This window comes from Tatumella sp. JGM94 (assembly GCF_018257595.1).
Taxonomy (GTDB): domain Bacteria; phylum Pseudomonadota; class Gammaproteobacteria; order Enterobacterales; family Enterobacteriaceae; genus Tatumella; species Tatumella punctata.
Window position 1 is genome coordinate 22,183 of sequence record NZ_JAERJN010000013.1, and the last position, 19,601, is coordinate 41,783.

Genomic DNA, 19,601 nt, shown 5'->3' on the forward strand with positions numbered 1-19,601 from the left:
TGTGCCATCTGAATATAATACTGAACTATACTCCCCAATCTTCTGCACCTGAGGCTCTGTAGCACGTAAATTCCTGGTGAAATGAAGTCTCGGAAAAATATAACTTACTTTTCCGATATCGATTTATAAATCACATCAGGTGAGTATCTAACAATGGAATATTATAATGGGCCATGTCCACCCCTACGCTTTGTAAATAAATGGAAAGAATCCCCTTCCAGATTGACATTCCCATTGATAGCTTCGGATGATCCACTTATCCTCTGAGGTGAATTATCATTAAATACAAAAATTTCTTTTATTGATATTCTTTCTGCATTTTCACTTTTAGCCAGAGATACTTCTTTTTATGTTAAACCCCAATGTTATGTTGCTTAACATCCATTTTCATTTCCCGCCACCATTACGTGCAATCGTAAAGTTAAACACACTATCATCTGCTGTATGGCTGAATTATTTCTTGACAAAATGACATACTGGTTATTTTACTTCGTCCTCATTCAGATTTTTACGACTCTTTAAGCAGAATTTGAACGGCACATAACTTCCAGCAGAAATATCTCACTATCCAATGGTATTTCAACGATTACAGATACCATTTTACCATCCGGAAAGGAATTTAAAGACTCATCTTTGTCATAACCTGATAGAAGAAAAGAAAAATTAGTACTGAGATTGCAAGTAATATATTCACATTACTCCTTTGCTGTTTTAAAATTAATCAATACAAACACTAAGTACTGCTAACTTTAAAAGACAAGGCATTTTTTATTACTCCACTAGTTAATACATAAGCACGGTTAATTTTCTTTCCTTGAAAGGGACTGGAGTTTATCAAAATCAGGAAAATCCTTTCCTTTGTAATCAATAGTACCATCAGGATACTTAAACACAGTATAATTGTCACCACCCTCTATTTTTACCTTTGGCCCAGTAGAGTATATGATTAGATCTGTATGTGATATCGGCTCAAAAATAATGCTTTTATCTTTGGGGTTAGAATATTTATATGTTGAATACAAATTGTCACCATACAACCAAATCTGTTTCAAATGACCATTCAAAAACTTTTCATTTACCCATGGGTAATAATCTTTTTTTATTAAAAAGTCTGATGGAAGCGCATTGATTTTACCATCATATCGCTGTGGCAAATTATCATCAAAAACAATTATAACACCAGATCCTATCGATCGCTCAACTCCATTACCAAATGAACTAAGCTTATATTTTACATCAATCGTAGCATTACTTAACTTCCATTTGCACTTACCTCCACCATCAATATTAATTGGAAGTAAATAAGTATCATCAGCTGATTTCAAAAATTCGGACTTCACATAATGAAAACCCGGCGCTGTCAATTTCTCCCCTCTGCTACTTAAGGTTATATTTGGGCACAGATCTGAACGATACATGATCCCAGCAGGTAATAAATCTATTTCATCAGGAAGTTTCACCACCAATTTAACATTTCCAAGCTTAGAGTCAGTTGTTAGTTTGTCACTTCCATCACACCCAGTAAATTGTAAGGTTAGAAGTATAACAAAAATAGTTTTAGCTGTTGCTTTCATACTCTTCCTTAGCGATTTTTTTAAAGCGAACAAGACTATTATTCCAAATAGTATTAGCAGTGGAAATATCCAGGGTTTTGGAAAGCATGCTCTGTAACATCAAGAATAATCTATTTCTCGTAATTTCATCGATTGATACGCTATTAGATAACTTGGCCGAATCTTCGACCTGCTTTGAAAACTCTTCTCTTATCATTTTCCTATTTAAGTCTCTCTGAGGATCAACAAGTTCAATAAGTTGGTTGTTTATATATGGCAAATATTGGCTCGACATCAAATGATTTATAGGATTTGTAATAGAATCTAGATCTGGGTTTGTATTTTTAGGAAAATAACGCCCCACACTATTTTCATCAAGACATTTTAAGAAAGCCGTTTGTTCATTGCCAGACTTGCAAAATACTTGGCTATTAAGATTTGAAACAAGATAAAACTTACACTTTTTAAACAAAATCTCTCTTATTTTCATATATGGATTTTTCACATCCATTCCTATTAAAGGTGTTACTCTGTAGGTATATTTAACTAAGGATTGCTCAGCTTTAAAAAAACAAACTATATTACCATGATGCCAATATGGATCACCAAACTTAAGTCCTGCAGTCTGAATCCCCATTCCCCAAACAGAACCAATAAATCCGTAAACAATACCATACGGCCCCCACAAGTCATATAGCTTATTATCTAGCTCTAATTCCGGAGGGATACTAGTAACTGAATCTGAATCATTAACATGTCTATAATGAGTAATAGAATCCAGCATCTTTATCGTGGAGGCTGTAAAAACCCTTGGCATTCCATAAGTGTACAAACAAGGTTTTGAATCCTTGAGAATTGCCGAATGGATCAATGCTAATGAGCCTCCCAAGCTATGACCACAGATAAACAATTCCCGACTGGTTGCATTTTGTTCAACCCACTCAAAATCTTCTGAAAATTTCTTCTTAGCTAAATTGAATGCATCAAGAAATCCCTTATGACTCTGTCCACCAGAAATTATATCCGGACAAGGTATTGGTCTAAATGTTCCATCCGCTGCGATATCTGCGAGCTTTTTAGGCTCTGTCCCTCTCCAACATACTAGCATTTGTTTAGGAGATGATACATAAAATAGTTGAGTTCCTCCCTCTCCATCTTCACCTGCTGTAGTATCAATAAATACTGTCTTTCTATATCGTTCTTTAAATGGGACATCAATCGAAATAGATTGATATAACAAAGTTGGTACCCGTGAGAGATCCAGGCATTCATCATTAAAGAATGTATATACTTTTTCTCCGTTAGCATAAGCAAAGTCAGCCAACAAGCCTAGATTAAATCCATTAACGATAGAGTAATCTTTAGTATGATGAAGAAGAATATTCCATGCTCTAAATGGACATACCTTCACTATAACCCTCGAATTAAAGTACATGTTCGAAATGGTTAATCCGGAAAAATCAGAATCAGGAAAATGAAAGGCTGGTAATTCTTTACTATTCCAGCCAGGGATATTTGGAGCTTTATCGCACAATTGACCGACAACAACATAATAACAAATATTATTGGTCTTCTTATCAACTGTCACCGGCGACATTTTCATCGAATAGGAGTATGTTCTATCTATACTTAAAGATCTTTGCTCCATTTCGTCAACAAGTGGTTGAGCTTCAACAAAAAGGGTGAAATCAGGATGAAGTAAATTATCGATTCTCAAAATACCATCTGAATCAGTAACTCCTCTATAAGGCTTAATAACTTTATCACGGATAGCCTCATTCTCTCCTCTCCATGGCATATTAGCTACGACGTTATAATTCTCATCAACCAATTGAATCTCAATCCAGCATTTCTTTTGCGCTGGAGCCTGGGCTTTTCCGAATATTCCCACCGCTGATGTTCTTGATTCGCTCATGATGACACTCCTTGTTCGCTGTCAGTACTGCTTAGAGGAAATTCAATTTTTATTGATGATGGCGACGCTGTGTAAATTGGCATGGTATTGCCAAATTTATCTGTTGTCCCTGAATAAACGTCACCTTCCGCGGTGGTTACCTTATAAAGAGTGTACGGCATCACCTCATCCGTCTCTTGATTAGTTATTGTAAATCCACCTTTAAATCCTTTAGGCAGCTCCTGAGGAGACAGATTTAAGTTTTCCGCGCCCATTTTTTGTACATTTGCTGCTTTCAGCAGGATATTACCAGGGCACCCAAGTTCAATATTTCCGCGACTAATTTTGATATAAGCGCCATTACAAACAAGAGTTAACTCCTTGCTGGAGTTTACCGTTACGCTACCACTATTGCTGGTAACTGTGACGTCCTTCAGCGCCTGGACATTCAGAGCGTCTCCCTGAGCCTGTACATCCACTTTGCCCTGCCCTGCAAAAAGTTGCACCCCTGCACTTTGCGCAAATAAACTGACAGTATTCGATGCAGCAACAGTTACTGACTGAGCTGCGCTAATGTCGGTATTGCGGCCAGATACTATTCCTACACTCTGGCTTCCTGAGGCAATCCGTACAGCTTCAGAACTAACCAGCCCAATTCCCTTTGGGGAATGAGCTAATATCCCTGGTTTTTGCAGCCCGGATAGCGCACTTTTCAGACTCGATTGACTATCTGAATCCGCCGAAATTGCTTTTGCTGTCTCAGCTGCTTTGCTGAGACTTTTTGCGAGAGAAAGAGCCTGTTCCAGCTGCTGTATAGCTTCATGCATATCGAGCATTATACCATCAGCATTTGGCTGAGAGTCAGCGCTTAATAAAATCCCTTTTCCACCCCTGACGGCCACCCAGTCATCAGTGCGCAGTTCTGCACCTTCACCGCGAAGCACTCTTTTTTCATCAACATTGTGCCCCAGATTAAGCTGCGTTTTGCCACCGTACTCCGTGCTGAGTTTAACGTGCTCCTCGCCGCGCTTATCCTCCATCCGCAGCTTGTTCAGCCCGGCGGTGCGGATCACGTTGCGCGTGCTGTTGGCTTCTGTCACGTGGTCGACGTGGCGGGAGTCGTGCAGGGCATGGGCGATATACGGGCGATCCGGGTCACCTTCGTGGAAGGCAATGGCGACTTCAGTGCCCTGGATCAGCGGGAAGTGGAAGCCGTACTTATCGCCGCCGTATGGCCTGGCAAAGCGCACCGGCATACTTTCCATACCCCGCTGTTTATCGTCCCGGTCAGCATCGAACTTAACCCGATACATGCCGGATGCATCCTGCCAGGCGTAAATATCGTTATCCCTGGCGCTGGTCACGCGCGCCATCAGGGTGCCGCTGACTACCGGACGCTTTTTAGCCGCTGGTCGCCAGCAGCGGTTCTCGGAGTACGGCACCGCCGACCAGGTAACCTGCAGCGCATTTTTACGGCTGGCGGAGTAACCGGCACTGATGATAACAAGGCCGTTTTCGGTTTCACGTGGCAGCGTCGGCGGGACAGCTGTCCCGGTGATGGTCAGTACCTGAGCCGGACCCAGGTTATGGTCGGTACTGCTGCCGGTCACGGTGGTCTGCCCGGACAGAAAACGTTCATGCTCCAGCCGCGCCCAGAAGTTACCGGTTTCCGCTGCCGGAGTAATTTTGTCCCCCCGTTCAAGATGACGCGGGCGATAATGGTACACATCGCCGTAAGTGTTTCCTTCGCCGTCGCCACGGGTCATATCCGCCGGTACGGACACCAGGACATTCTGAGCTTCACGGTGGTTGTAGTCACTGGCGGTGACCGAACGCTCCGCCACATTGTGGCTGACATTTATGCCCCACACCGCGCCGGCCGCATTATCATTCATCCCTGACGGGCTGCTGAGTGGCAGCGATTTACCAAACGTCCAGGCACTCTGTTTGTCCGCGAAATGCACCACTTCGGTTTGGGTGTCCGGCTGCAGGGTGAAGAAGTAGAATATCCCCGCCTCCGCCAGCAAACGCTCAATAAACGCGAGGTCATTTTCCTGATACTGGTTAATCTGCTCACGCTGCGGATACTGAGTCCTGAGGGTAAACTCATACTCCCAGTCTTTCAGCCCATGTTCCTGCAATACTTCGGTAACCACTTCCGGTACCGATTTATTGACGAAAAAGCGGTGGGTGCGAAACTGATGGCCCAGCAAAGATAAGAACGGCTCAATAATAATCTGGTATCTCGTCTGGTCACGTGAGCCACTGATGCGCTTAAAGTGTGTCACCACGCCGTGCACCACTTTCTGCACGGTCAGCCCCGCCAGTGGCCCGGACCCCATGGTCAGCGTGGCTGGCTTAGCCAGCAACTGTGATGAACTGATATGCTGGTCACTGCTGGTAAAGAGAATTGTGTAGTGGTAAAGCTCACTCATAAACTCCCGGCCACTGAATTCTTCCACATCCAGTGAGGCTGTACAGGACGGAATATCCAGACGATAGCGGTTCAGCCCGCCTTCAGTCAGCGCAGACAGGGTGTTGTTAAACGTATCGGTCAGACTCATGATATTGGCTCCATGGGATAACCTGCGGTCCATAACGCTATTGCCGGTCAGCAAATGGCAGGTTGAATCGGGGGGTACTCTGTGAGTACGGAAAAAAATAATTCCGGCTACCGCACCGGGGGAACTGGCTGTGACCGGGCGTCAGCAGTGGCCACAGGCCATCACAACGTATCAGGTTCTGTTTTTCCACCAGGACCATCAGCAGGTGAATACTGCGAATACTCTGCTCTCCGGCGAGTGAAGCCAGCAGCCAGGCGTCCTGCATCAGCATCCGGATGTTGTCCGAGAGCTGTGGCCGGTGGCGTACCGATCGCGGCTGCTTGTCCAGCCAGCCGAGTAAATCCTGCCAGATGCTGTCCATGTCCCACTCGTAGCGGCGGGCCAGCACAGAGAGGTCCCCTTCGCCCTGTTCCAGCAGCCAGTGCTCTGGAAAAATTTCCGCATGGGCGCGAGTCTGGCAGAGCGCAGCAGCCCCTTCCATCGCGCGGGCACAGTAAGGGTTCAGACGTCGCAGCAGAATGGCTGACTTTTCCATAAGTGTCTCTCTTTGTCGGTTCCCGGACACGCTACCGCCCATCGCTTTTCCCGTGCCGGGGACCAGAGCGCATACGGTCGTGCTGGCAGTTTGTAAGTTTTTTGCTGAACGCCCGCACAGGCCGGCGTTCAGCAAAAACAGCGGAATGATTATTCCCCTCCGCTTAAAAACGAGGATTACGCGAAAGAGTTCGTGTCGCAGGCAGACGGCAGGTTTGTCAGTCCCCGGGAGCACAGATCACCCGGTGGCCGGGGTGAACGAACTCTGCCAACGCGCCTGCGGCACGAAAGATGACGCGTAATCAGGCGGTGGCGCGCTCATTCCAGGCATCGGAATGAATGATGTTGCCGTCTTTGTAGGTCCAGGTGATTTTTTCGTAACGCAGCTCGATCTGCTCAAGATGGTTATGTTTCTCGTAAGCAGGATCCTTGACGTCATGCATCACCGGATGCACTTTCACTACTTTCACGTTTTCCAGCAGGGTGTTGAAGTACTCCACTTCCTGGCCGGCGTCGTTGATTTTGTACCACTTGAATTCCGCGGACTTCAGGGTCTGACCGGTCGTTACCGCCTTGTAGAAGTACGGGCTGGACGAGTCGGTTTGCTTGGTGAACTGGAACGGGGTATGGATACGGGTACCGGTCAGCTTGCCGGTGTTGTTGTCGGTCGGGATATACAGGTTATGCTGCTGCGCCACCACTTCAATACTGCCGTCACGATCCTGAACGTCCACAGACCCTTTGATGTCCGCGCCGCCATCGTCTTTCAGCCAGAGGTAAACAGGGATTGCCATGATAATTTCTCCATTTATACACATCATCCTTCAGGCTGCCTCTTTGCCGGCGACCGTCATTCGCCCCGTTCACAGAGCTGTCTCTGCTGCCGGGGACTCATTCCGTTGCCGCCGCGATCCGGCCCGAATGACTTTGTGTATTCTTTTTATAAAGCGCCATTATTCTGCGATGGCGCCGGGGGTGGGCCCGGTCGCTGGCAGGCATTCGCCTGCGGTACCAGACTGATTTCGACACGGCGGTTAAGCGCCCGGCCCTGCGGGGTGTCATTGGTTGCGATCGGACGGCTTGCACCATAGCCCTGCACCGCAAAACAGCTTTCAGGTACATCCCCGGTGTCACGCATCCAGTCACGCACCGCTTCAGCACGCTTCAGGGACAGCGTCTGGTTCAGTGCCGGCTTACCGGTGTTATCCGTATGGCCCGCCACCACAATCAGCCAGCCGGGTTTGCCCCTGATGCCGACCAGCGAGTTAACCAGCAGTTTGGTGGAGCCGGGCCTGAGATCGAAGCTGCCGGAATCGAACAGCGACATGCTGTCGAGGCGCAGATTTTTCGGCCCCTGAATGATTGTCTTAATAACCGGGGGAGGCGGCGGCGGCGGTGCCCAGTCGCTGATGGCGGCCTCAATGGCTGGCACCAGGTGCAGCCCCTGATACAGCCCCAGACGATAACGCAGTGGCTCTCCGCGACGCTGCCAGTCGTCCAGTAATGCGCTATCACTCCTGAGGCGCTGCTGCGCACGCAGTTTCGGTGCAACAGGCTTGCCCGTCAGTTGCTGATATAACGCAAGGTGATCGCCAATATTACGAATCAGGCGCTGGTTATTCACCCAGGATGCCAGCATGGCCAGTGCGAGGAAAATCCCGCCCAGTAATCCGGCATAGCGCCAGAACAGCATTCTGTGGCTGATACCACGTCGGCGCGGTAACGCCGGCAGTTGCAGTTCAGGCAGCGGTAATGGCTCGCTGGTCACAACAACCTCCGGTGGCAGCGCCGTTACGGAAGTGATGTGTTGTTGCCAGAGATTACCCGCGATACCGCTCACCGGTACCATGCATATGCCCTGCACGCAGAGCTTGATCACAGGTAACTCACCCCGTCGTACCGACAACAGGTCATTCACCACACTGTTCTGCCAGTCAAGCAGACTCTCCAGCCACAGCCCCTGGCTCAGACGCGAAAGCCGCTCCTCCGGGACTGTTTCGCGGGTCCACTCCGTCAGCGACAGATTGCCCGGGCCGGGCGGATACGCCTGAATACCACTCCGCGAGCTTAGTGTGGTAAACCAGACCGGCTCCGCACCGGTACAGACAGCAGGAGGTGACACCCAGACCACGGTCCACAACGGAGGGATCATGCCAAATGCCTCCCGGCACTGGACGACAGCCCGCTGCCAGCCCCGCAGAGACTGGGTAAAATCATCACCGGACCTGTGCTGTTCAGGTACCACCGCCAGCATAACGGAGATTTGCGATACCAGAGCGGGGCGCACCAGGCTCAGGTGCAGGGCAAAGAGTGGCAGCTGTTCCGCATCTTTCACCCACAGATACCATCCCTGCCGGGTTTCCCGGTGGCGTGAACCAGACACAAACAGCAGGGTGTTGTCACCACAGACGAGGATCACCGCCCCCTGGAAATCTTCCGGTGGCAGGTTTTCATCCATAATCTCCGGGACAGCGGTCGCCCGTGCCTGAGAAGCCCTGCGCTGACGCCAGAACATCCCTCCGGACACCAGAACGACCAGCAGACTGAGTGCCACACGGCTGCCTGTGGACAGTGGCCAGAATCCGAGGAGAAGCCACAGTGCCAGTACGGCACCCAGAGCAGTTAACAAACTTTGGTACGTATCCCGCATCGCTTACCCCGGCCTGAGGGTCTGGCTTACCAGATCAGTAAGTGAAGACGAAAGGAAGAACCAGAGCGCAACCAGGGCGACAGCGGCCACACCCCAGGTCAGCCAGTACCAAGGGCGGCCACCGTACAAGCGTGATCCCCGGACAATCATCGGGGTGTCCTGTGCCAGCGTGAAAGCCGGTACCCGCTCCGCGAGTGTGCGAACAATAGTTTCCCGGCGCTCATCATGCCGGGCGCGATACTGACCGACAAATCCCAGTTGCAGGGTCCGGTACATACAGGTCAGTACCGCTGTATCCGGCGCAGTTTCTTTCAGCAGGTTACGGATCCTTGCCCACAGTTCCTCACCGGCATTCAGGGTGCCAAAGAAGTGTGCCTGCAGCGGGTCACGACGCCAGGTCAGATAACCATCATCGGTAGTTCCCCGGTTCATCACACTCTCATCAAGCAGTGCACACAGGGCATACAGCATATGGTCACGGCTGATGTCGCTGTTACCTGCCTCTGTGAGTGCAGCTTTCGCTTCCTGTACCAGGCCGCAGGCCCGGCGATAAAGCCCCTCCCCGTCCCGGATTTCCTGACCGCCCCGCAGCTGACTGGCCATCAGCCAGCCCGGGTAGAAAATACGTTCTGTCTGGCTGAGTTCGGATTTATTCATGAGCGCAGCACCGCAAATAATTCAAGATTCACATCCCCCAGTGAACGCGGGGTATAGAAAGTACAACTGCCCATCTCAAGCATCGCACGCCCCGCCTCCGTAGTCAGATCCAGCGAGAAGTACTGGTTCTCAAGGCGTAACGGGATAGCCGCCGGAACATGGGCCAAAGGCTTGATAGCCATCCCGCTCAGAGCCACATTCACCACATCAGACACATCATCAAAGCTGCCTGCTTTACACAACTGCGGGAATTTCTCCTGAAGTTCATGATTCGGCATGGAGGAGCGTACGGAGAGGTAGAAGTCTGCCCCTTCGCGCAGGCGTGCATCATGCAGGACGCCTTTCCACATTTGTTCCTGATGGGCAAGCTGAATACTGACCACACGCGACGGCAGGCTCGCTTCCAGCAGCTTATCGAGCAGGGCCAGCAACGGCGGGAATACCCGCTCCGGTGCATCGTGCTGATAAGCAGGAATATCGCCGATATCGTGCTGCAGTGAAAAGGTCAGCAGGCTGCCGGCCAGACGGGTCAGTTCGCGGTACAGCAGTTCCGGGTGACGTTCCGGCGTCTGAAGCAGTTCAGTCAGCACCGGTCCGGCGCTGTTCAGGGCATTGAGCAGCCAGAACAGAGATACATCCGCGACCGCAAAGTCGGCCATCCGCGCATTGCTTTCACGACGCATGACCATCAGGCGACGGCGGCGGGCCTGCAGACGGACCAGCAGGCCATCCAGTTCAGTCGTCAGCCAAGGGCTGGCAGCAACAGAAAGCATCGGCGGAATAAAAGCCGGATCGCGGCTCCACTGTCCTTGCGCATTAGGTACCAGCCGGGCCACCGGACAGATCAGATATGCCGCGTTTTGCTGGCTGGACAGGCGCAGAGTCAGCGCATGACGCAGAATCCCGAGTTCCCCGCTTTCATGCCCGGCCAGCTCCTGTACCACCACACGCTCAGCTTTCCAGCGACGCGGGCGCTCACTGTCCTGACCATTATCCAGGTTGCCGCCACTGGCGCTGAGTAACGGCAGCGCGACAACCACCTCAACAGCTTCACTGCCAGCGGCAACAGACACATCACAGACCGGAGGAAGCCTGTCTGCCAGGTCGGTATCAACAAGGGTTCCGTCCTGAAAGCGCACCACCAGACGGGTGGCATTCAGGCGTGAGAGCGCAAGTGCCGCATCATCAAATTCAGCCGCCACCACGCCCCAGGGATGAGAAATCCCCATTCTGGCGACCATGTCGGCAACGTGTTCACTCCAGCGATCCTGCTGCTGGAACTGTTGCGGAGCCAGAGCGGCTCCGTCTTCCCAAAGCGGACGGTAAATTTTCATCCCTGATTTCACCTCGTGTTACGATTTTGCTTTCGGCATCCGCGAAACCAGTGACAGGCTGACATCCATCCCTTCCACCTGGAAATGCGGGACCGCATACAGCTTCACGCGGAAGAAGCCGGGGTTGTCTTCGATATCTTCGACCACCACTCTGGCATCCCGTAACGGATGAGAGGCCTGCAGTTCGTCACCCGGGTCGGTCATTTCCGTCACCAGACTGCGCACCCAGCTGTTAAGTTCTAACTCCAGCAGACGGCGATCTTTGGTGGTACCGATATTTTCACGCTGAATAAGCTTCAGGTAATGGGCGATACGCGATAGCAGGAAGATATAGGGCAGCCGGGCATTGATACGGCTGTTGGCCGTGGCGTCAGCCGTATCATAACTGGCGGGCTTCTGGGCTGAGTTGGCGCTAAAGAAGCAGGAGTAATCTCTGTTTTTATAGTAGGACAGCGGAATAAACCCCAGACTGGCAAATTCGAACTCGCGGGTTTCCGGGATCATCACTTCTGACGGGATCTTCACCTGATTGCCGGTCCCCGGATCATAAAGATGGATTGGCAGATCCCGGACAGCACCACCAGCCTGCGGACCACGAATTTGTACACACCAACCATTGCTGATAAAGCTGCGTACCATGTTAGCCGCGAAAGCAAACGAGGCATGGGTCCACAGGTATTTATCGTGATCCGGGCCTTTCACTTCCTCGACGTAGTTGAAACTGCGCACCGGTACAGTATCCGGACCATAAGGCAGCCGGCCCAGTACGCGTGGCATCACCAGTCCGATATAGCGGGCATCGTCCGTCTCGCGGAAGGATTTCCACTTAATATATTCAGCACGGTCAAAGTAGTTACCGATATCTTTGATCGCCGCGACATCTTCCATCGACTCTTTGAGGAAAAATGCCGGGCCTGCGGAGCCGATAAACGGCATATGTGCTGCGGCAGACACTTGCGAGATATTGCGCAGCAGCGTGATATCCTGAGCGGATGCATCAAACTGGTAAGCGGAAATCAGCGCCGCTATCGGCTCTCCTCCCGGGGTATCATACTCATCAATATAAGTCTGTTTATACAGGCCGCTGTGGATGATTTCCGGGCTGTCCTCAAAGTCCTGACGCAGGTCTGCTTTGGACATATCCAGCAGTTCCACTTTTACATTCTGACGGAAATCGGTTTTGTCGATAAGGGATTTCACGCCGCGCCACAGACTTTCCACCGCCTGAAAGTCTTGATGGTGCATCACCGCATCAAGCTGACGGCTTATCCGCCCGTCCAGCTCAGCGATATGATGGTCAATCAGGTTTTTGTCGAGCTTTTCAACCTTTGAGCCCGATGTTGCCAGACACTCCAGAAAGACCTTCATACCGGCCGTTAATCGTTCATCCACCGTTGCTTCTGACATTACCTGCGCATCCTGCCAGATATCCAGTGCGCTGAGCCCCGGGACCGGGTGCAGATTGATTTTTTCAAACAGAGACGCATAAACCCCGCCGGTCGCCGGCGCGTCGGTCACCACACTTTCGCCACCCGCGGCATTCTCATTGTTTACAGACATCAGCATCTTCCTTAATTAATCGGTGAGATCATTGTGACCGTTATGGCTGTTTGGTTGCCAGAGCTGCAAGTTCGGATCTGAGTTCTGCACTTAACGCCGGATCACGCATAATTTTTTCCAGCTCTTTGCGGAAGTTCTGGTTGTCCAGCAGGTTAGCTTTTAAATCACGAAGTAAATTGCGCATGGAAAGCATGGCTTTCAGCTGAGGTATTTGCCGGGAGACCTGCTCCGGAGTGAAATCGTTGATGCTGCGGAAGGTCAGGCTGATGCTGTCTTCGCTGCCATCATCAGCAAGCGTATTTTTAACCGTCAGACTGATTTGCGGGGAATATTCAGAAAGCACAGCGTCAAAGTTATTTTTGTTCAGATTCACTTTTTTGCGCTCAGACAGTGGTGCCGATTGCCGGCCATGACTGAAGTCGCCCGCTACCAGTAATTTCAGAGGAAGTTCAGTTTTCTTACCCGCGCCCCCCGTATGCAGATCAAGCCTGAGATTAATACGTGCCTTCGGCACTTCGTTCTGGAAACTGTCAGCCATTTCATCACCCCTCGCTTTATCGCTGTGCACACTTTCAGACTAAAGTAATTTACACCCGATGGCAGAATAATGATCTAACCAAGATCAAATATACAGATCTTTAATTCACAGAAAGTTAATAACTAAGAATTTTACACCAGATGTTAATGACGGATTACGCTGATACACCAGAAAGCCGAACTACGGAAAATGCAGTAAGCAAATATTTATATCGAAATAGTTAAAATGAGCAGTTAGTTATTAAACAATTAATCTTCAGTTGATTAAAATCAATACACTTGAGCAAGAGACAGGCTCTGTTGAATAAGTCGGGTATTCGCAGAGTTGAAGCATCTGAGTGCTGATTCCCTGACAATGCAGACAGTCCCATGGCTAAGCAGTAATTCAGAGTATTAACAACCGGTATATCAGCAACAAAACACTCATCAATTGCGGCTCTATAACTTGCTGGCTGGATGATAAAGCGATTAAAACGTGGTATCAGTCAGCCCCCCCTATCCCACGGAAGGCCCTGCCACTCCCCTGATCTTGCTATCACTCACGCTCTGGTGATTAAACGCGTATTCCGGATGACCCTGCGGGCTGCACGGGGGGGCATTGATTCCATTCTCCCCGAATGGGCGTTCTGCTATGCAGCCCAGATGATAACTGTATCGGCAGTCGGGTAATGTCACAATGAACTGCGGCGTAAGAAAATCAGGTACTCATTCCCCCGGTGAAAGGGCGCGGGCTATTAGCCCGCTGAATGATATACCTTTCCTGCTAGCTGGCTCCGTTAATTGCATTTTACTGACAGGTGAGTTATATGCTTAACACTGCCGATTAAGATATAAAAATCACCTGTATGAAGAAGAAAAGCCTTAATCAGGTCACCGATTTTGATCTGAAACTGCTCAGAATTTTTAAAACTGTCGCTGACTGTGGCAGTTTTTCTGCCGCCGAAAGCCTGCTGGGTATCACCCGTTCGGCCATCAGCCTGCATATGGGTGATCTGGAACAGCGCCTGGGAATGCGACTATGTCAGCGTGGCCGGGCCGGATTTTCTCTGACCGACGAAGGTGTTGAAATCCTGCTGCTCAGTGAGAATATGATGAGTTCCGTTGAGTTTTTCCGTCAGCAGGTTAATCAGATGCATGAACAACTCCGCGGCGAATTTACTATCGGTATTATTAATAATCTGGTTACCCAGCCAATGATGCGTATTACCCACGCACTGCAAAAACTCCGCGCTGACGGGCCCAATATTCGCATTAATCTGAGTATGTGTACCCCCGCGGAAATAGAAAGGGGGCTGATCGACGGGCATCTGCATACAGGTGCATTACCCCTGATTTCTCCCCTGTCGGGGCTGAATTACCGGCCTCTGTATGAGGAAAAGTCCAGTCTTTACTGCGGCCATACCCATCCGCTGTTTCATTACCAGGGCGATCCGGGGCCTGAGTTGCTCAGCTCGCTGGATGCAGTAGTACCTTCATGCAGAATGACTGCAGAGACAATCAGATTACACCAGCAACTGAACGGCAGTGCGACGGCGACTGACAGGGAGGGGATTGCATTTCTGATTCTGACCGGAAAATTTGTTGGTTATCTGCCAGAGCATTATGCAAACCTGTGGCTGGAGAAGAATATGATGCGAGCCCTTGCTCCGGATACTTTATCTTTCAGTACGACTATCGCGGTAGCTACCCGTAAAGGCCATCGTCCGAATGCTATACTCGATCTGTTTATGCGCTCCCTTGAACACTGAGTTGCCCGTCAGACTCGTTTTGCCGGCGGGAAGAGATGCACATCGTTTGGAAAACAGCTGCTGCCTGGCAGGGTAAACATTATCCGAGGTAATATGATCCCCGGATTCGTTTAGAAATATGACCTCCGGCCAGAATAATGCCCCCGCTGCCGGAGAATACCGGCAGATAATCGCTGGCCGGCGATGTTCGCGTCATCTTTTATAGAAGGTTATGATCGGGTGAGAGCTGAAATCACTACCTTCGATACCCGGTAAATCAGTGCCCGGGTTTACCAATTACAGCCTGCGCCATAAAGCTTAACGGTGGCACTCCGTAACCGGTAACCGCAGTGATTACTGTAGCTTACTTTCCTGAAAGGATATTTCGCTTGTCACCCGCGTCAGGATATTCACGCAATAACCTTCCTCCGGCAATAAATACCGTTCATCTTTTGATAAAGCCACGCCAGGAAAGCATATTATAATAACGAACCTGTATTTCCATACTGAATTAACCGCAATAAAAAGAAAGAAACGCCCGTTCTTTCCGGATAAACTCATCAGTACCTGTAAAAATAACAATTGAATTAAAACGGCAATCATCTCAGGAGTATTAATTACGATTATTTAATAAATAATATAAGGAACAGGAATATGAAAAATAAAACCTCTTCATCCCGCAGAGATTTTATCCGTATCGGATCTGCCATTACGGCGGTATCTTTGCTCAGCGGCAAAACTGTTTTTGCAGATACTCCGGTAAATCCACCGCCCGGAGCCGATCCGGCTTGCCCGGCGCTGCCGCCGGAATCTCTTCCCGAAGGATATAACATTCTGTTTATTGTCTCAGACCAGGAAAAATATTTTGCTCACTATCCCTTCCCTGTTCCCGGCCGTGAACGGTTAGCAAAGCGCGGAGTCCGCTTCACCAATCATCATATTTGCAGTAGTGTCTGTACTCCGTCACGGTCAGTGTTATACACCGGCCTGCATATGCCACAAACAGGTATGTTTGATAACCCGGGGTTCCCCTGGATGCCCGCCAGCCTGGATCCGACGCTGGGAACGCTGGGGCACATAATGCAGCAACTGGGCTATTACCCGGCTTATAAAGGGAAATGGCACCTGAATAGCCAGATGTCCAGTCCCGGTAACAAAATATCCGTCAGTTCAACGGATATCGCTTCCATTCCCCGTGGCGAACTGACGGCCCTGATGCAGGAGTACGGATTCAATGACTATACCGGGGTGGGAGATATTATCGGACACAGCCAGGGAGGCTATCTGTACGATGAACTGACAGCAAGCCAGGCTATCAGCTGGTTACGGGGGAACGGCAGGGATAAACAGGATCACCACCAGCCCTGGTTACTGGCGGTTAATTTAGTCAACCCGCACGATGTGATGTACCTGAATACCGATGATCCCGGAGAAAAAAACCAATGGCAGGGCCGGTTGATTACCGGTAATAACAGCTCTTTTCCGGCACAGCCCCCCGATAACGCCCTGTACCGGTATCGCTGGCCGCAGGCAAAACTTGAAGACTCCAGGTTCCAGTCTTTTTCCGCCGCCGGACGGCCACCAGCACATCTTGAATACCAGTTATGTAACGGCATTCAGGTAGGAACTATCGCTAATGTGGATCGTCGCTGGCGTAAGTTACAGGACTATTATTTCAACTGCATACGGGATAATGATACCCAGCTAGTGAGAATACTCAATGAGCTTGATGCTCTCGGCCTGAGCGAAAAAACAATTATTGTCTTTACCTCTGATCACGGCGAGCTGTGTGGTGCTCATCAGATGAATGGTAAAGGCACCTGTACCTATAAACAACAGGTCCGGGTCCCGTTGTTTATTGTTCATCCTGACTTTCCCGGCGGAAAAGACTGCCATGCCCTGACCTGTCATCTGGATATTATTCCGACCCTCGCCGGATTAACCGGCCGGAAGAATACAGAGGATAATGCACTGCTGGCATCCCGCAAAGGTGCAGATATTAGTCCGTTGCTGTTTTTCCCGGAACGTTACCCGGTCAATTATCTTCGGGATGCTATCCTTTATTGTTACGATATGCTGATGTATTCAGATGCTACTTATATTGGCAATATGTTTAAGGTTATTCGTGATGAGACCCTGAGCAGTGAAGAGAAAAAACACCGTTTCAATACCTTTACACCAGATCTGAACAAGCGCGGCGGGATCCGAATGATCTTTGACGGGAAATATAAATTCACCCGCTACTTTTCACTGCAACAACACCATATTCCCGAAACCCCGGAAATATTACGTCGCTATAACGATCTCGAACTCTACGACCTGCAAAGTGATCCGCAGGAAATGCATAATCTGGCGGCAGATAAACAGTATTCATCTCTGGTCGACCATATGAACGATAAACTTAACCGTCTTTATCGTAAAGAAATAGGTACTAAGGATGACGGGCATTATATTCCGCCATTAAAAGGCCTGAAATGGTCGCTGGATCCGGAAGTTACTGCTTATTTGCTCAGGGATTAAGGGTCATGGTACAGACTAGGATAATTACAGTGTAGCAGTTCAGCCGCGGCCCGGGCACAGCAGGCCGCTTTCAATGGCTGGTCGCTACCTTCAGGATAATTTATCCGGCAAACTATCCCGGTCAGGGTCGCGTTGTGGTTCGGCTGAGCGGAATACCAGCCAGATACCGGCAAAAATAGCCACCATTCCGGCCATTGCTGACCACGGCAGCCGGTTCCCCAGCAACAGATAATCCAGTAGTGCCGTGGTCACCGGCACCAGGTAAAACAGGCTGGTCACATTGACCAGACTGCCTTTAATCAGCATCCGGTAAAATAACAACTGAGCCACAACAGAAACAATCAGGCCAAGAAATACCACCGACAGAATCAGCTCCGGTGTCAGGCATATAGTCACCGGACTGAACGGCAGCATCAATAAGCATAACAGCAAGCTGGCTGCATATTGTAACGGAAGTACCCTTACCGGAGGCTGCTCTATCTGTTTTTGCATTACTGTTCCCGTGGTGATACATGCCAGTGCCGACAGGGAAAATATCATTCCGGATAACGGGAAACCAGAGACCAGCAGACTACGCCAGACCAGTAAAAACAGCCCACCAAGAGCAATCATTAGCCCTGCCAGCCTGCACCCTCTGAAGCCTCTTTCGGTACAACACAAGGTCAGTATTGGCTGAATACCCAGCACAGCTGCCAGCAGACCAGGGGTTATGTCATGTGCCATGGCCTGAAAGTAACAGACAGAATAACCACCAATAAATAATACGCCTGTTATTGCCACCCGTAATCGGGTCCCTTTTTCCGGAAGCCACTGCCGACGTAATAGACAAATCAGCACTAAGGCGAGTAATGCCACAGAAAATCGGGCAATCAGTAAGGCCAGCGCTGTTGCATCATTTAATCCCAGCCGGGTGAATATGGCACCACCGCTCCAGAGTAATACAAATACCCCGCTCGCTGCTTGTGATAATCCTGCGTTTCTTCCAGACATTTTTTCATCGCCCGCTCTCTGAATAATGAACGCATTCTGGCACGCCGCTTGAAATGACAAAAGCGAGTCTTTAGCATGCTATTCATGACAAAACCAGATGGATATCTCTTATGGACCTGAATCTTCAGAAGTACAAGGCCTTTATCAGCGTGGTTGAATACGGCAGTTTTACCCGTGCCGCAGAGAAAATTTATTACTCCCAGTCAGGTATCAGCCGGATGATTAATGATCTCGAAAAAGAGTGGAACCTGACATTATTCGAACGCAGCCGAAGCGGAGTAACGCTGACCGCAGACGGGCGGCATCTGTTGCCCTTTGCCCGTAGTTTGTGTGAGAGTTACCGTACTTTGCAGAATGAAGTGGATGCCCTGAACGGACTGGAGTCGGGCACCGTCAGAATTGGCACGTTCTCCAGTGTTGCTATTCACTGGTTACCTGAGGTTCTGCGTACTTTTCAACTGCACTTTCCCGGTATCGATTTTGAATTAATCCCGGGGGACTATAACGAAACAGAGACCCGGATCAGCGAAGGAACTGTCGATTGCGGGTTTATCCGGCTACCGGCCAGAAATCCGTTAAAAACCCTTTTTTTACAACGGGATGATTATTTACTGATCCTCCCGGAGAATCACCCGCTGTGCGAAAACGGTGCCGTTCCGCTGGCGCGGATTTGTGACTACCCGTTTCTGTTACTGGAAAAAGGGAATAATAATGAGATTACCCATATTTTCGGTCAGTATGATCTTAAACTGCGGGTACGTTATACATTATGGGACGATTATGCAGTGATGGCTATGGTGGAAAAAGGACTGGGCATCAGTCTGTTACCAAGGCTGATCCTGCAAAATATCCCTTACCGGATTAGGACCACAGAAACTATTCCCCGGACCAGCCGCGATATCGGGCTGGCATTCCGCGACAGTCCGACCCTGTCACGGGCAACCGGGAAATTTATCGAGTTTCTGCAACAGCATACACCGGAGATATTTTCCCTTAAGTGACGGGTTATCCCCGGATTCGGGAGGCAAGGGCTGGTAAGACAGACTGAAATTGCGTAGTGCACCATACAGATGATTATTCA

General features: G+C 49.6%; 13 protein-coding genes and 2 pseudogenes. 4 read left to right on the forward strand and 11 right to left on the reverse strand.

The features are described 5' to 3' along the window. Positions 1 to 800: 800 nt before the first annotated feature. From JK216_RS10290 to tssB, 10 genes and pseudogenes are all read right to left on the reverse strand, one after another. On the reverse strand, positions 801 to 1,574 hold the full coding sequence (locus tag JK216_RS10290; RefSeq protein WP_212712050.1) for a hypothetical protein: 774 nt from the start codon (positions 1,572 to 1,574) through the stop codon (positions 801 to 803). Further along, positions 1,558 to 3,468 carry a lipase family protein gene (locus JK216_RS10295; RefSeq protein ID WP_249213197.1) on the reverse strand — a complete coding sequence of 637 codons (1,911 nt, stop codon included), beginning with the start codon at positions 3,466 to 3,468 and terminating at the stop codon, positions 1,558 to 1,560. Before JK216_RS10295 ends, JK216_RS10290 begins: the two co-directional genes overlap by 17 nt. Next, positions 3,465 to 6,011, reverse strand: a complete 2,547-nt coding sequence (gene vgrG, locus JK216_RS10300; protein WP_212712051.1) for a type VI secretion system tip protein VgrG — start codon at positions 6,009 to 6,011, stop codon at positions 3,465 to 3,467. The genes JK216_RS10295 and vgrG overlap by 4 nt, the downstream gene beginning before the upstream one ends. Before the next feature lie 133 nt (positions 6,012 to 6,144). Beyond that, positions 6,145 to 6,546, reverse strand: a pseudogene (locus tag JK216_RS10305) (type VI secretion system ATPase TssH); the annotation flags it as partial. A gap of 301 nt (positions 6,547 to 6,847) precedes the next feature. Continuing rightward, positions 6,848 to 7,339 (reverse strand): Hcp family type VI secretion system effector, encoded by a 492-nt coding sequence (locus tag JK216_RS10310; protein ID WP_212708902.1) that lies wholly within the window; start codon positions 7,337 to 7,339, stop codon positions 6,848 to 6,850. A 146-nt stretch (positions 7,340 to 7,485) separates the two neighbouring features. Beyond that, entirely contained in the window at positions 7,486 to 9,195 is a 1,710-nt protein-coding gene (locus tag JK216_RS10315; RefSeq protein ID WP_212712052.1) for an OmpA family protein, read from the reverse strand. A gap of 3 nt (positions 9,196 to 9,198) precedes the next feature. Then, the gene (tssL, locus tag JK216_RS10320) at positions 9,199 to 9,852 is read right to left on the reverse strand and encodes a type VI secretion system protein TssL, short form (protein ID WP_212711050.1); all 654 of its coding nucleotides are present in this window, start codon (positions 9,850 to 9,852) and stop codon (positions 9,199 to 9,201) included. Next, positions 9,849 to 11,186: a type VI secretion system baseplate subunit TssK gene (gene tssK / locus JK216_RS10325; RefSeq protein ID WP_212711051.1), complete on the reverse strand. Its 1,338-nt coding sequence runs from the start codon at positions 11,184 to 11,186 to the stop codon at positions 9,849 to 9,851. Before tssK ends, tssL begins: the two co-directional genes overlap by 4 nt. Positions 11,187 to 11,204: 18 nt before the next feature. Further along, positions 11,205 to 12,752, reverse strand: a complete 1,548-nt coding sequence (tssC, locus tag JK216_RS10330; RefSeq protein ID WP_212712053.1) for a type VI secretion system contractile sheath large subunit — start codon at positions 12,750 to 12,752, stop codon at positions 11,205 to 11,207. Positions 12,753 to 12,786: 34 nt separating this feature from the next. Then, on the reverse strand, positions 12,787 to 13,284 hold the full coding sequence (tssB, locus tag JK216_RS10335; RefSeq protein ID WP_212712054.1) for a type VI secretion system contractile sheath small subunit: 498 nt from the start codon (positions 13,282 to 13,284) through the stop codon (positions 12,787 to 12,789). A 368-nt stretch (positions 13,285 to 13,652) separates the two neighbouring features. On the opposite strand from tssB, the pseudogene JK216_RS10340 reads away from it, so the two are divergent. The 3 genes and pseudogenes from JK216_RS10340 to JK216_RS10350 form a co-directional block, all read left to right on the forward strand. Further along, positions 13,653 to 13,892: pseudogene (locus JK216_RS10340) on the forward strand (transposase); the annotation flags it as partial. Between the two features lie 236 nt (positions 13,893 to 14,128). Beyond that, positions 14,129 to 15,031, forward strand: coding sequence for a LysR family transcriptional regulator (locus tag JK216_RS10345; protein WP_212712056.1), 903 nt, complete (start codon positions 14,129 to 14,131; stop codon positions 15,029 to 15,031). Between the two features lie 633 nt (positions 15,032 to 15,664). Continuing rightward, positions 15,665 to 17,530: a sulfatase-like hydrolase/transferase gene (locus JK216_RS10350; protein WP_212712057.1), complete on the forward strand. Its 1,866-nt coding sequence runs from the start codon at positions 15,665 to 15,667 to the stop codon at positions 17,528 to 17,530. Between the two features lie 90 nt (positions 17,531 to 17,620). Here the strand turns inward: JK216_RS10350 and JK216_RS10355 are convergent, their stop codons facing one another. Next, complete coding sequence (locus JK216_RS10355) at positions 17,621 to 18,520, reverse strand: DMT family transporter (protein WP_212712058.1); 900 nt, start codon at positions 18,518 to 18,520, stop codon at positions 17,621 to 17,623. A 110-nt stretch (positions 18,521 to 18,630) separates the two neighbouring features. Between JK216_RS10355 and JK216_RS10360 the strand changes: the two genes are divergently transcribed. Beyond that, complete coding sequence (locus JK216_RS10360) at positions 18,631 to 19,521, forward strand: LysR family transcriptional regulator (protein ID WP_212712059.1); 891 nt, start codon at positions 18,631 to 18,633, stop codon at positions 19,519 to 19,521. The last annotated feature ends 80 nt before the right edge of the window (positions 19,522 to 19,601 follow it).

Coding starts and splice junctions, on each gene's coding strand:
- JK216_RS10290 (WP_212712050.1), bottom strand. CDS start 1,574: ATGAAAGCAACAGCTAAAACTATTTTTGTTATACTTCTAACCTTACAA.
- JK216_RS10295 (WP_249213197.1), bottom strand. CDS start 3,468: ATGAGCGAATCAAGAACATCAGCGGTGGGAATATTCGGAAAAGCCCAG.
- vgrG (WP_212712051.1), bottom strand. CDS start 6,011: ATGAGTCTGACCGATACGTTTAACAACACCCTGTCTGCGCTGACTGAA.
- JK216_RS10310 (WP_212708902.1), bottom strand. CDS start 7,339: ATGGCAATCCCTGTTTACCTCTGGCTGAAAGACGATGGCGGCGCGGAC.
- JK216_RS10315 (WP_212712052.1), bottom strand. CDS start 9,195: ATGCGGGATACGTACCAAAGTTTGTTAACTGCTCTGGGTGCCGTACTG.
- tssL (WP_212711050.1), bottom strand. CDS start 9,852: ATGAATAAATCCGAACTCAGCCAGACAGAACGTATTTTCTACCCGGGC.
- tssK (WP_212711051.1), bottom strand. CDS start 11,186: ATGAAAATTTACCGTCCGCTTTGGGAAGACGGAGCCGCTCTGGCTCCG.
- tssC (WP_212712053.1), bottom strand. CDS start 12,752: ATGCTGATGTCTGTAAACAATGAGAATGCCGCGGGTGGCGAAAGTGTG.
- tssB (WP_212712054.1), bottom strand. CDS start 13,284: ATGGCTGACAGTTTCCAGAACGAAGTGCCGAAGGCACGTATTAATCTC.
- JK216_RS10345 (WP_212712056.1), top strand. CDS start 14,129: ATGAAGAAGAAAAGCCTTAATCAGGTCACCGATTTTGATCTGAAACTG.
- JK216_RS10350 (WP_212712057.1), top strand. CDS start 15,665: ATGAAAAATAAAACCTCTTCATCCCGCAGAGATTTTATCCGTATCGGA.
- JK216_RS10355 (WP_212712058.1), bottom strand. CDS start 18,520: ATGTCTGGAAGAAACGCAGGATTATCACAAGCAGCGAGCGGGGTATTT.
- JK216_RS10360 (WP_212712059.1), top strand. CDS start 18,631: ATGGACCTGAATCTTCAGAAGTACAAGGCCTTTATCAGCGTGGTTGAA.